Consider the following 12,409-nt stretch of genomic DNA (forward strand, 5'->3'; position numbering starts at 1 on the left):
CTAAGCTTTTTGGTTTAATTTATTTCTTCTTTTCTCCGCCCAAGCAATAGAGTGCTTGTCCAGTTTTACGGTTAAAAACCGCATAACTCTTTCATCCCTTCTGAATTCGGTTTCGTAAGCATTCAGGATTTCTCCGGCCACTTTGAATTCGAACAAATGATAAAAACCACTTTTCTTGTGCTGAATAGGGTAAGCCAGTTTTTTAAGCCCCCAATCTTCTTTGGATACAAATTCCGCTCCCCTGGAAATTAAGAAATCTTCGAACTTCTTAACTGTTTCCTTTACCTGGGTCTCAGATAAAACGGGATTAAGAATGAAAACAGTTTCGTAATGATACATAATTATTATTTTTATTTTGTGGGTGCAAAAGTACTCTTTTGGGAGTTAATTACAAAAAATATATTTGCAATATTTCTTCAAATAGAGATTTTATCCTTTTTTTTACCTAAAATTGTGTCAAAGCAAAAAAAAACGTAAAATTGTTTATTATTTTTGTCTCATTAGTATAGAGTACCTGATCCTCCGGACGTAAACTTTTTTTTACAGAATCGCCCCATCGGTTTATACTCCCGGCACAATTTTTGTACGAAGAAAAGAACTTAACCCAAAAGGCAGCAGCACAGCAATGAAGATGAATTGCATAATTGTAGATGATTCGAATATTCAGCGAATGGCGGTAGCCAGACTTATTAAGAATAGTACCTCCCTCCAACTTATAGCTGAATACGGAAATGCTATAGAGGCGAAAAACGGGTTAAAGCTAAAAAAGATAGACCTTATTTTCCTGGATATAGAAATGCCTATTATCACCGGGTTTGACCTCCTGGAGTCTTTACAGGACCCTCCCCAGGTGATCCTTATCACCGGTAAGGCGGAATATGCGCTCAGGGCTTTTGACTATGATGTAACGGATTATCTTCACAAACCTATTTCCCTGGAACGTTTTGAAATAGCCGTAAAAAGGGCCCTGGAAAAGCATAAACTGAAAACAGCAGCCAAGGAAGACGATGATTATATCTTCGTAAAAAGCAATCTGAAAAAGCACAAGGTTTTCCTGAATGAGATCAAATGGATAGAGGCACTCGGGGATTATGTAAAACTGGTGACAGAAGAAGAAAGCATCATTGTATTGTCAACCATGAAATCTTTTGAGCAGGAACTGCCCGGGGATCGCTTTATGCGGATACACAAATCGTTTATCATCAACCTGGATAAGGTAGACCGGTACAACAGTCGTGTTGTAGAGGTCAGCGGCACCAAGCTTCCTCTAAGTCGCAACCGAAAGGCCAAACTGGCCGAAATCCTCGGAAAATAACCGGGGGAAAGAATCCCTTTCAGGCTCCGGTTTAGGAATCTGTTACCCGGGGCTTCGATACCTCCCGAACAAAGTCCGGGACACTCAGCCGCCTCCGTTTTGGCTTAACCAGACCTGCCCTTCGGCTTTAGTTCCTGCCCGCCCGGCGGGTATCCTGAGTTTATTGAGAGGCTCAGGGACCAAAACTTGCAACTTGTAACCTCAATAACAATCCACATCAAATGCTACACGGACGCTGCGGTATGAAGCAATAGCCGCAAAGCTTTTATGCACACGCCATATTCCGCTTTTTACGGATTTCAGGTTTTGATCTGGCGGAATTTTTATGAGTATATTCTTTATATACAGGTTCCTGATCCGACCGACAGACGGGGATTCGGGCCCCAGTATATGATCTTTTTTCCATCCGGAAGCGCTGAAATAATTTCGCAGCGTCCCGGAAAACCAATCCGCACCTTCCTGAACGGTGTTATAATTACGGTGGCGCAACGATATTTTTATAAGCCGGTAATACGGAGGGTACAAGAACTGTTTCCTGTCATTTAACTGGTCCACCAGCATATCACCGTATTTATTCATCGAAGCCTGTTGTAATATCTGGTGATACGGGTTGTATGTTTGTATCAGTACTTTTCCTCTTTTTTCCGTTCTCCCGGCACGGCCCGCCACTTGCAATATCAGTTGAAAGCTCCGTTCGAAAGCACGGAAATCCGGGTAATTGAGCAGATTGTCCGCATTCATAATACCCACCAGGGTTACATTCCGGAAATCCAGACCTTTGGTCAGCATTTGTGTTCCCACCAGGATATCTATTTCCTGCTGCTCAAAAGCCGTGATGATTTTCTCGTAGCCGTATTTTCCCCTGGTCGTATCGGAATCCATTCTTCCTGTTCTGGCCTGTGGAAAAATAGATCGTAATTCCTCTTCTACCTGTTCCGTCCCAAATCCTCGTGTATCCAGGTCACTGCTTCCGCAGGCAACACAGCTTTCCGGCAGGGCCATGTGGTAACCGCAGTAATGGCACCTCAATTGCTTCCTGATCCGGTGATAAGTAAGGCTCACGTCGCAACTCGGGCATTGCGGGGTATGCCCGCAGGTATTGCATTCCATTACCGGTGCGTATCCCCTGCGGTTCTGGAAGAGGATGACCTGTTCTCCCGCCGAAAGGGCTTCTTCAATCTCCGCTATCAAACGATCGGAGAAATGGCCTTTCATTCTTTTCTTCCGGGATTTCTCTTTAATATCTACGAGTTCCATTTCAGGCAGGAGTACATTGCCGTATCTTCGGGTAAGGCCAACCAGGCCATATTTTTCCATTTTGGCATTATAACTGCTCTCCACACAAGGCGTAGCAGACCCCAGTAATGTTTTCGCTCCATGTAACCGTGCCAGTACCACGGCAACATCGCGGGCGTGATATCTCGGAGCCGGATCAAATTGTTTGAACGACACTTCGTGCTCTTCGTCCACGACTATCAATCCAAGGTCGGCAAACGGCAAAAACACAGAAGACCTTGCCCCTACGATAATCCGGGCTTTAGGGGAATTCAGAAGCAGGTTGTTCCACACTTCCACCCTCTCGTTATTGGAATACTTGGAATGGTATACACTTACCTTCTCCCCGAAATATCCCTGCAACCGATGGATAAGCTGGGATGTAAGGGCAATTTCAGGCAACAGATAGAGCACCTGTTTTCCCCGGGCCAGTGTTTCTTCGATAAGTTTTACGTAGATCTCCGTTTTACCGGAAGAGGTAATGCCGTATAAAAGTGTGACATCGCGGGTTTGAAAATGTTCTTTGATCCCGGAAAGCGCCTTTACCTGAAATTCGTTCAGGTCCTTGGTACCGTTCACGGGCTTACCGGAATATTCAACCCGGTCTGTTTGTATGTGATAATCTTCCAGTATTCCTTTATCTGACAAGCTTTTAATTACTGCCGCGGAGACCCCGGACCTTTCCTGTAATTCTTTAAGTTTAACAGGTCTTTTGGTCGTTGCAGAGAGTGAGAAGAGCGTTAATAATACTTCTCTCTGTTTCGGGGCCCTGTTCAAGGTGTCCAAAAGTTCGCGCAATGCGTCTTCCTCTTCATAACGGGGAGTTAACCGAACAAAACGGACCAGTTTCGGGCGGTATTGCTCCTGTATTTCTTCCTTTACCCGTATCACATCTTTTTCCAGCAACCGCTTTAGCACAGGCAGCGTATTCTTTTTATCCAGTATAGCCGATATCTCGGTCACCTTGAGTATCGGCTGGTGTTGCAATGCTTCATACACCAACCACTCATCGTCTTTAAGTGTGGCTTCGGATACCCGGAATTCCTCGTTCTTCAGTACAATGGTTTCGCTCTCCAGAAGCAGGGTGCCCGGCAAGGCAGCACGAAAGACTTCTCCCGTCGAACACATGTAGTATTCGGCCATCCAGAACCACAATTGCAGTTGTTTTTCCGTCACCACAGGACTTTCGTCCAGTATCTGGTGGATTTCCTTTGCTTCGTATAATTGCGGACGATCCCGGTGAAGTTTGTACGCAAGGGCAGTATATATTTTAGACTTACCAAAGGGGACCGCTATCCGCATCCCCGGTTGTATAAAATGGAATTCCTGTTCCGAAATACGGTACGTAAATTGTTTTTCTACGGGTATGGGCAGAATAACGTCTACGAAATACTGTTGCATGCAACAAAGATATGAAAAGGACGGGTGACCGGTGACGGATAACCGCCGGAAATTATTACCGGTGCGTTCTCATATGAAATCCGAAGCCACAGATGGCCTCCGATCGCATTTTCGATTCCCTTAAAAATACGGACCAAAGCTTACTACTGTACGCGGAACCAGTTTTGCGTGCGGTAAAAGAAAGCTACATACCCTCTTACATTAAGCTTATCAGGATCGCTTTCGTCCACCCATAATTTACAACGATATTCTTTTCCCTTGTTCGGGTCCAGGATACTTCCGCCCGAATATTCATTCCCGTCTTTTTCCAGGCCGTCAATAATGACCATTCCCAATATGGGCTGGTCTTTTTTATCTCCCTTACATTTATCGCACTTGGCATCCAGTTTTTCTTTATTGAGGATCTCTACTACTTTACCATAAACCTTGCCCCCTTGTTCGTAAATCTCCACAATAGATTTCTCCTTTCCTGTCTCATCATCTATCGTCTTCCATTTTCCAAAAATATCCTGGGCGGTCACCGATAAGGTGGCAAGCAGGAAAAACATCCCGCTTAGTGTTATTAATCGTATCATTTTGTCTGTTTTTTGTGATTATATAAATAAATATATTAAAATTTTTGTTTCAAACTACGAAGGGAAGCATTTAGTTCAAACCCGAGAAGCAGGATATTGGAGTTTAACCAGATGTATAACATTAAAATAAGTAACGCTCCTATAGAACCGTACAGTTCGTTGTATTGCGAAAAGTTCTCTATATAAACCCCGAAAAAATAGGACGTAAGTACAAATAACACTGTGGTGAGTAAAGCCCCGGGCGAAAAGAAACGGGTATGTTTGCCTTCTATGGTCCCGAAATAATAAAGAATAGCCGTAAAAAGATAAGCGATAAATACAAAAAACAGGTATTTTCCGATCCCTATCCAAAGTTCAGCGTTTTCGATATACCCTCTCTCGGTAAGTCCGTCTATAACATCCGTCTGAAAAAATACGAAAGCTGCAACCGAAAATAATAGCAAAAGGGCCATAATAACGGCTACACCGAGGGCTATAAAGTACTGGCGCACCACATTCCGGCTTATTTTTACGTGGTAAGAGTTTTCAAATCCTCCGAATACGGCATTTATGCCGTTGGTCATCAGAAAAACGGAAAGTACAAATACGGAAGAAAGCAGGCTCCCTCTCTTTTTACCGGCAATATCGCTAAAGATGGGGTTAAAGTACGAGGCGGTTTCCGGCGGTAATAAACCGTCTATAAAGTGCAGAAACTGGGCCTGGAAATCCCGTATAGGAACATACGGAATAAGGTTAAGCACAAAAAGCAGGAAGGGAAATATAGCCATGAAAAAACTAAAGGAAATAGCACTTGCCCTGTATGTAAGCGCCCCTTTCACAATTCCGAATACATACATTTCGAGCAGATCGTAAACGGAAAGCCCTTCGAAAGCTTTGAGCTTTATCTTTTTAAAAAAAGCAACAAGAAGGTTTACTACCGGTATCTTAGAAAGTTTTTCTTCGATTTCTATAGACATATTGCTCTGTGATTGGGGCCTGCCTTCCGGCAGGAATTTACAATTCCCGGAACGGGCTTCACCGGTCCGTTTTCTCAGTATTGATCATGAACCGCCTTAAGGCTCAGGTCCATGTTATATACAGAATGGGTCAGTGCCCCGGAAGATATGAAATTTACCCCGCATTCCGCGTATTTGCGTATGGTACTTTCATCAATCCCCCCCGAAGATTCGGTCTGGCATTTTCCTCCTATCCGCTTTACGGCCTCCACGGTATCTTCAAAAGTAAAATTGTCCAGTAATATACGATACACCCCGTCCGACTGCAATATCTCTTCTACTTCTTTCATATTTCTGGCCTCAACGATTATTTTCAGGTCCTTCCCTTTTTCCGCAAGATATTTTCCGGTCTTTTCTATCGCTTTGGCAATCCCTCCTGCAAAATCGATGTGATTGTCTTTGAGCATGATCATGTCGTACAGGGCAAACCTGTGATTTTCCCCACCTCCTATTTTTACCGCCCATTTCTCCAGGGCCCTTATACCGGGAGTGGTCTTACGGGTATCCAGTATTCCGGTCCCCGTACCTTTCAGAAGGTTTACATATTTAGCTGTTTTTGTCGCTATGGCACTCATCCGTTGCATAGCATTGAGTACTAATCTTTCCGCTTTAAGAATAGACCTGGAACTCCCTGTCACAAAAAAAACAATATCACCTCGTTTTACCTGTTCCCCGTCCCGGATCAATACTTCGATCTTCATATCTCTATCCACGTGGTTAAAAACCTTTCGGGCAAAATCCACCCCGGCAATAATCCCCTGGTCCTTTACCAGGAGTTTCGCTTTTCCTTTTGCAGATTCCGGTATACAAGCCAGTGAACTGTGATCGCCGTCTCCGACATCTTCACGGACGGCATTGACTATTATCAGGTCTATTTCACGATCAAATTGTTCTTTTGATATCATTTACGGACGGTTTTATTACTAAATGCTAAAATACTAAATTATACCCTTTTTTATCAAGATTCGGAAAACATAGTCCGAAACGCGGTAGCCAAAGTTACGAACAGAACTATTCCGGGTGAAATTAAATTTCTGTTGTTCCTGTACAAAAAAATGATAAAACATGGAGGTTGCCCGGCAGATTTACATCAAATTCCTTGTTTTCTATACTTTGCTCCGTTTATTTTGCCTTATGAATATAAAACTCCTCGCCATAGGCAAGACGGACAGCACCGCTTTGCAGTCGCTTATACAGGATTATGAAAAGCGGCTGGGTTTCTATGTACGCTTTTCCATGGAGATCATCCCCGATATACGGAATGCGGGAAAACTCAGTGAGGTCCAACAAAAAGAAAAGGAAGGCGAGCTCATATTCAAAAAACTACAACCTACGGATATCCTTATTTTACTGGATGAAAACGGCAAACAGTTCTCTTCCGTTGGCTTTTCGGAATTCCTTCAAAAAAAGATGAACTCAGGGATCAGGCAACTCGTGTTTGTCATAGGCGGCCCTTATGGTTTTTCGGATGCCGTATATCAAAAGGCACAGGGAAAACTGTCCCTTTCCGCCATGACCTTTTCGCATCAAATGGTCCGCCTGTTTTTTACAGAACAATTGTACCGGGCCTTTACCATACTGAATAACGAGCCTTACCACCACAGGTAATAAATACAAATAGTGATCCTGTTTTTTAAATATTATTACATCCTATGAAACTGGTTTTTGCCACACATAATAAGAACAAGCTTTACGAAGTACAGGCTTTACTACCGGAAAGTATTACCGTTTTAAGTCTTGATGATATAAACTGCTACGAAGATATCCCCGAAACTTCCGACACCATAGAAGGAAATGCGGTACAAAAAGCGGATTATATCAGGGAAAAATACGGTTATGATTGTTTTGCCGACGATACCGGTCTGGAGGTGAATTCCCTGAACGGAGCCCCCGGTGTATATTCTGCCAGGTATGCCGGCGAAGCAAAGGACACTGAAGCGAATATGACAAAACTCCTGGAAGCGTTACAGGATAAGCCGGACAGAAGCGCCAGGTTTAAGACTGTTATCGCTTTGCACATTAACGGGGAACAACTGCGCTTTGAAGGGATTGTAAACGGTAATATTACACAGCGGAAATCCGGTGACAAGGGATTTGGATATGACCCGATATTTATGCCTGACGGTTATGACAAAACCTTTGCCCAGCTCCCCCTGCACGTAAAAAACGATATAGGGCATCGCGGAAAAGCCGTAAAACAGCTTATCGCGTACCTGAAAGACAAAGTGTAGCGCTCCTAAAATACCCCAACAATACCGATTCTTCCCGGACCGACATTAAAGTTCCAGGATATTTTACTCCGTTTATCCGGATAAGGAGAAGCGTATTTGGAATCGAGATAATGGTCTATGGCTTCTACGGTGGCGACACTAATGGCCAGACTGAGCACCACGTCCGATAACCAGTGCGCCCCTTCCCATAAACGGGATACCGGGGGAATAAGGCCTACGGTATAAATACCGGCTTTTGCCCAGGGATTATTCACCAGTTTTGCCAAAGCATAGGCATTGGTAAACGAGAGTATGGCATGCCCGGAAGGAAAAGAATGATAATCCGCATCTTCCGGAAAAGGATCGAAGGTATCTTTGGACTTCCCGGTCCGGGGCCTCGCCCGTCCCACGACCAATTTGCTTACCTGCTGCAACAGGCCGGCAGTACTGGCTGACGAAATAAGAAGGACTCCGGTTCGTCTCCATTTCTCATTTTTAGTGACCAGCCCTGTCAGGTAAACCGCACCGGTAAGCATGTAGTTGTTCTGCGGACTGCCATAATACCAGCCATAATCGCGTATGACCTGCGGGACATCGTCCCGCTGCCTTGCAAAAAATTTATTCGTTTCATCATCGGCCAGGAAAACCAGCCCGGTACCTACCATCACCCCACCGAAAGTCAGCCAGTCGTCCCCATCCCAGTGGAATGGCCTGCTATAGGCATGTGCCATTCCCCCGAAAATATTGACACCGTCATATTTGAACATTTGCCATCTGGTCAGTTCTTCCTTCGGGTTTTCTTCTTCCTCCTCCTGCCCGTAAACAGTAAGAGAAGATGCCAATAAGCTGATGACAAAAAGAATTCGCAAAGCTGAGGTAAAGGGTTTAACCATATTTTTTCTTTTATCGTTTATAGCAAAGTAAAAAGTCTGCTGCAAGATACGATAAAAGCAAAAAGCCCGATCACCCGTTTTAAAAATTTTACAGAAATACCGGTAATATCAATTTTTCCCTGTCTCGAAAAAGGACACTTTAAACCCGGGGGTTTCCAGCCGGATCACATCACTCGTATCCCCCAGTATTTCATCGACAAGCCCGTAATCCCTGGCTTCGGGGGCACTCATAAACCTGTCCCTTAAAAAGAGTTCTTCCACTTCCTCTCTTGACTTTCCCATATTGTTACCGAAAATATGGAACAACTGCGCCTGGAGGCGTTCCTGTTCGTGCGTGGCAATACGCACATCCTCCGTATACCCTTTGGCACCCCCGCTGGTAGGATGCATATGCACGGTAGCATGAGACAGGGCATAACGTCTGCCTTTGGCTCCGGAGGTAAGAAGAGCGGTGGCCATACTTCCCGTAAAGCCCACGGCTACCGTCGATACCGGGGCCGACATCATTTTCATGGTATCATAAATGGCCATTCCCGCATATACACTACCCCCGGGGCTTTGAATATAAAGATCTATCTGCTTTTTAGGGTCCTGGCTATTGAGATAGAGCAATTGCGCCACAATAACATTAGCAACCTGATCGTCTATGGCCGATCCTAAAAACACGATGCGTTCTTTAAGTAACAGGCTGTAAATATCATACGCCCGCTCTCCCCTGTCGCGGTTATCGATAACCATAGGAATTACACCGGATAAAAGTTCCATATCAAAATATAATTAAAAGGTTTATAAATTCGGATGAAGTTATAAATAGCGTATTCCTGCTTTTCCTCACCTAGTTTCCGAAGAGTTTCCGTACCCTCTCCCGGAATCCCTTGTATCTTCTTTCGGAAAAGAGTTTATGATCTGCGGAGGCTATCTCCATCTTTAGCTTTTTCTTCCCGTATGCCCGAACATAATCATAGGTCAGTCGTTGTGCAATAAGCTTATCCTCCAACCCTTTGTCCAGGTAAAGTTTCACATTCAACACCAGGGCTTCCGCCTCATTTTCTCTTCCGAATATACGATCTTCGAGTTGTCTGATCTCACACAGTGAAGTCCTCATAGTTCAGGGATTTTTCTTTGACTTTATCTCTTATTTTTTCCAGGCATTTATATTTCTGTACAGTTGCGGAGCGCACACTCCCGAAACCAAAGTGTTCTGCCATTTCGCTCATGTTGTAATTATCATAATAGAAAGCCTTCAGCATATCCATACATTTTCTCCCGGCACGTTCGAGGTATTCCACAATATTTGCCGATACGGAAACTTCCGATGAAGGCGTTTCATATGTATTCCCTGCAAAACCATACTGCTCTTCGCCGGAATATCTTTTACTTTCCGCATACATCCTGTACCACAATTTTTTGGCAACTCCCATAAGATAGGCCTTTTCATTCCGTACGGGCGGGGAATCCGGGGCAATGACCCGCTCATAATAGATCGCCAGGCATTCCTGAAAAATATCCCTGGCACAATCGAGTGTTCCTCCTCTATTCCGCACATAAGCAGCCACATCGGGGAAGGTCGACTTGTACAAATCCAGGAAAAACGCTTCCCGGTCCTGATATGTTTTTAAGCTGTACTGCATGGTTCCGAATAAGAATGTTTTATAAGTACGTGTCCTTTTCAGGGAATTATCACCCGGAAAAAGAATTTTTTTTCAGGTAAAAGGATATTTTACATGGTTTTAGCGGCATATTCACGGTACAAAAAAGACTTTTACCACCCTAACTACATATAATCCAATTAATTCCACCTCCTCCCGCGGGTATAAATAATTAGTAAAAAATAGCGATTAACCGCGAATAAAGAGTACCTTTGCCCCTTATTTTAATTTTATTTATGAACAAATTTAAACAATTAGGACTGAACGACCTGCTTTTAAAAGCCATTGAAGATATGGGTTTCGAGATACCTTCTGAGGTACAGGAAAAGGCTATTCCGGTTCTACTCGCCAACGATACCGATATGGTAGCCCTGGCACAGACGGGGACTGGGAAAACAGCAGCATTCGGATTTCCGCTTATCCAAAAGATAGATGCAAATGACAAGACCACACAGGGACTCATCCTTTCTCCCACCAGGGAATTGTGTTTGCAGATCACCAATGAACTTAAAAACTACTCCAAATATGTCAAAGGCCTGAACATCGTGGCCATTTATGGCGGAGCCAGTATTACCGCACAGGCAAGTGAAGTAAAAAGAGGAGCTCAGATCATAGTAGCTACACCGGGTAGAATGCAGGATATGATCAACCGCAGAATGGTAAACATATCCAGTATAGATTACTGTATACTGGATGAGGCGGATGAAATGCTGAATATGGGATTTTATGAAGACATTACATCCATACTTTCCCATACTCCCGAAGAAAAAAATACCTGGCTGTTTTCGGCGACCATGCCCAGAGAAGTAGCCACCATTGCCAAGAAATTCATGTCCCAACCCGAAGAGATCACCGTTGGGGCCAAGAATTCGGGTACGGATACCGTACAACACGAATACTACCTGGTAAATGGCCGGGACCGCTACCAGGCCCTGAAACGTCTCGCCGATGCCAATCCGGATATTTTCTCCGTAGTTTTTTGTCGGACCAAGAGGGATACGCAAAGCGTCGCGGAAAAACTGATTGAGGACGGTTATAACGCCGCAGCATTACATGGCGACCTGAGCCAGAACCAGAGAGATATGGTAATGAAAGCCTTCCGTACCCGGCAAATACAGATGCTGGTTGCCACGGACGTAGCGGCAAGGGGAATTGATGTGGACAATATAACACACGTTATTAATTACCAGCTTCCGGACGAAGTGGAAACCTATACCCACCGTAGCGGTCGTACAGGAAGGGCGGGAAAATCAGGGATATCCATGATCATCCTTGCAAAAAGCGAAATCCGCAAGATCCGCGCGATCGAAAAGATCATTAAAAAACAGTTCGAAGTCAAGACGATTCCCAGCAGTATGGAAATCTGTGAAATTCAGCTGTATCACTTAGCCAGCAAAATAAAGAACACAGAAGTTAATGAAGAGGTAGACCATTATCTCCCTGCCATTAATGATGTTCTTCGCGATATAGACAGGGAAGAGCTCATTAAAAAAATGGTATCTGTGGAATTCGGCAGGTTTTTCAACTATTATAAAAAGGCTAAGGACCTCAATATTAATGCAGGTCCGGAGAAACGCAATCAACACGCTACAGACGACATACCGGAACAAGGGGATGTACGCTACTTCATCAATGTAGGAGAACGCGATGGTTATGACTGGAAATCCTTAAAAGATTTTCTCCGGGAAACCGTCGGACTTGACAGGGACGATGTATTTAAAGTCGATGTTAAAGAAAGTTTTTCCTTCTTTAATACGGATGCCATACATACGGAAAGTATTCTTAATATTTTCACTGATTTTAAAATGGACGGGCGTTTCATCAATATCGAAATTTCCAAAAATCCCGGAGGTAGCCGAAAAAGCAAAGGCTGGAAAAAAGGAGGTAACACCAGGTTCAGCACTGCGGATAAAGGTTTTAGCAAGAAAGGCAAAAAAGGAAGGAGACGATAAGTCTCTCCGACATAATTTTACAAGACTTTCCGAAAGAATTGATAGCCCATTCCCCCAGGGCGGTACTTTCGGGAAGTTTTTTTTGTGATCCGGTGAACACCACACTTAAATCCGGATACCTGCCGAACTCCTGCCACACGGCCG

13 protein-coding genes are annotated in these 12,409 nt (G+C 44.1%); 4 read left to right on the forward strand and 9 right to left on the reverse strand.

The features are described from left to right. Positions 1-339, reverse strand: coding sequence for a 30S ribosomal protein S6 (rpsF, locus tag ACVBDY_RS02450; protein ID WP_447173879.1), 339 nt, complete (start codon positions 337-339; stop codon positions 1-3). Between the two features lie 286 nt (positions 340-625). Here rpsF and ACVBDY_RS02455 point away from each other — a divergent pair, with 286 nt between their 5' ends. Next, entirely contained in the window at positions 626-1,315 is a 690-nt protein-coding gene (locus ACVBDY_RS02455; protein ID WP_447173880.1) for a LytR/AlgR family response regulator transcription factor, read from the forward strand. Positions 1,316-1,516: 201 nt separating this feature from the next. Here the strand turns inward: ACVBDY_RS02455 and priA are convergent, their stop codons facing one another. The 4 genes from priA to nadC all read right to left on the reverse strand — a co-directional run bounded on the left by priA (position 1,517) and on the right by nadC (position 6,466). Next, positions 1,517-3,991, reverse strand: a complete 2,475-nt coding sequence (gene priA / locus ACVBDY_RS02460) for a replication restart helicase PriA (RefSeq protein WP_447173881.1) — start codon at positions 3,989-3,991, stop codon at positions 1,517-1,519. A 143-nt stretch (positions 3,992-4,134) separates the two neighbouring features. Next, complete coding sequence (locus tag ACVBDY_RS02465; protein ID WP_447173882.1) at positions 4,135-4,566, reverse strand: DUF2147 domain-containing protein; 432 nt, start codon at positions 4,564-4,566, stop codon at positions 4,135-4,137. Between the two features lie 35 nt (positions 4,567-4,601). After that, positions 4,602-5,522: a YihY/virulence factor BrkB family protein gene (locus ACVBDY_RS02470; RefSeq protein ID WP_447173883.1), complete on the reverse strand. Its 921-nt coding sequence runs from the start codon at positions 5,520-5,522 to the stop codon at positions 4,602-4,604. A gap of 74 nt (positions 5,523-5,596) precedes the next feature. Then, positions 5,597-6,466, reverse strand: a complete 870-nt coding sequence (gene nadC, locus ACVBDY_RS02475; RefSeq protein ID WP_447173884.1) for a carboxylating nicotinate-nucleotide diphosphorylase — start codon at positions 6,464-6,466, stop codon at positions 5,597-5,599. 229 nt (positions 6,467-6,695) lie between these two features. On the opposite strand from nadC, the gene rlmH reads away from it, so the two are divergent. Continuing rightward, positions 6,696-7,169, forward strand: a complete 474-nt coding sequence (gene rlmH / locus ACVBDY_RS02480) for a 23S rRNA (pseudouridine(1915)-N(3))-methyltransferase RlmH (RefSeq protein ID WP_447173885.1) — start codon at positions 6,696-6,698, stop codon at positions 7,167-7,169. Positions 7,170-7,213: 44 nt separating this feature from the next. Next, complete coding sequence (locus ACVBDY_RS02485; protein WP_447173886.1) at positions 7,214-7,792, forward strand: non-canonical purine NTP diphosphatase; 579 nt, start codon at positions 7,214-7,216, stop codon at positions 7,790-7,792. Between the two features lie 5 nt (positions 7,793-7,797). On the opposite strand, the gene ACVBDY_RS02490 is transcribed toward ACVBDY_RS02485, so the two are convergent. From ACVBDY_RS02490 to ACVBDY_RS02505, 4 genes are all read right to left on the reverse strand, one after another. After that, positions 7,798-8,664, reverse strand: coding sequence for a phosphatase PAP2 family protein (locus tag ACVBDY_RS02490; protein WP_447173887.1), 867 nt, complete (start codon positions 8,662-8,664; stop codon positions 7,798-7,800). 108 nt (positions 8,665-8,772) lie between these two features. After that, entirely contained in the window at positions 8,773-9,429 is a 657-nt protein-coding gene (locus tag ACVBDY_RS02495) for a ClpP family protease (RefSeq protein ID WP_447173888.1), read from the reverse strand. 70 nt (positions 9,430-9,499) lie between these two features. Continuing rightward, positions 9,500-9,769 carry a hypothetical protein gene (locus ACVBDY_RS02500; RefSeq protein ID WP_447173889.1) on the reverse strand — a complete coding sequence of 90 codons (270 nt, stop codon included), beginning with the start codon at positions 9,767-9,769 and terminating at the stop codon, positions 9,500-9,502. Beyond that, positions 9,750-10,295, reverse strand: coding sequence for an RNA polymerase sigma factor (locus tag ACVBDY_RS02505; protein WP_447173890.1), 546 nt, complete (start codon positions 10,293-10,295; stop codon positions 9,750-9,752). The genes ACVBDY_RS02500 and ACVBDY_RS02505 overlap by 20 nt, the downstream gene beginning before the upstream one ends. A gap of 254 nt (positions 10,296-10,549) precedes the next feature. On the opposite strand from ACVBDY_RS02505, the gene ACVBDY_RS02510 reads away from it, so the two are divergent. Continuing rightward, positions 10,550-12,265: a DEAD/DEAH box helicase gene (locus ACVBDY_RS02510; RefSeq protein ID WP_447173891.1), complete on the forward strand. Its 1,716-nt coding sequence runs from the start codon at positions 10,550-10,552 to the stop codon at positions 12,263-12,265. Positions 12,266-12,409 lie beyond the last annotated feature (144 nt).

The organism is Sinomicrobium halophytocola (assembly GCF_052983395.1).

Coding starts and splice junctions, on each gene's coding strand:
- rpsF (WP_447173879.1), bottom strand. CDS start 339: ATGTATCATTACGAAACTGTTTTCATTCTTAATCCCGTTTTATCTGAG.
- ACVBDY_RS02455 (WP_447173880.1), top strand. CDS start 626: ATGAAGATGAATTGCATAATTGTAGATGATTCGAATATTCAGCGAATG.
- priA (WP_447173881.1), bottom strand. CDS start 3,991: ATGCAACAGTATTTCGTAGACGTTATTCTGCCCATACCCGTAGAAAAA.
- ACVBDY_RS02465 (WP_447173882.1), bottom strand. CDS start 4,566: ATGATACGATTAATAACACTAAGCGGGATGTTTTTCCTGCTTGCCACC.
- ACVBDY_RS02470 (WP_447173883.1), bottom strand. CDS start 5,522: ATGTCTATAGAAATCGAAGAAAAACTTTCTAAGATACCGGTAGTAAAC.
- nadC (WP_447173884.1), bottom strand. CDS start 6,466: ATGATATCAAAAGAACAATTTGATCGTGAAATAGACCTGATAATAGTC.
- rlmH (WP_447173885.1), top strand. CDS start 6,696: ATGAATATAAAACTCCTCGCCATAGGCAAGACGGACAGCACCGCTTTG.
- ACVBDY_RS02485 (WP_447173886.1), top strand. CDS start 7,214: ATGAAACTGGTTTTTGCCACACATAATAAGAACAAGCTTTACGAAGTA.
- ACVBDY_RS02490 (WP_447173887.1), bottom strand. CDS start 8,664: ATGGTTAAACCCTTTACCTCAGCTTTGCGAATTCTTTTTGTCATCAGC.
- ACVBDY_RS02495 (WP_447173888.1), bottom strand. CDS start 9,429: ATGGAACTTTTATCCGGTGTAATTCCTATGGTTATCGATAACCGCGAC.
- ACVBDY_RS02500 (WP_447173889.1), bottom strand. CDS start 9,769: ATGAGGACTTCACTGTGTGAGATCAGACAACTCGAAGATCGTATATTC.
- ACVBDY_RS02505 (WP_447173890.1), bottom strand. CDS start 10,295: ATGCAGTACAGCTTAAAAACATATCAGGACCGGGAAGCGTTTTTCCTG.
- ACVBDY_RS02510 (WP_447173891.1), top strand. CDS start 10,550: ATGAACAAATTTAAACAATTAGGACTGAACGACCTGCTTTTAAAAGCC.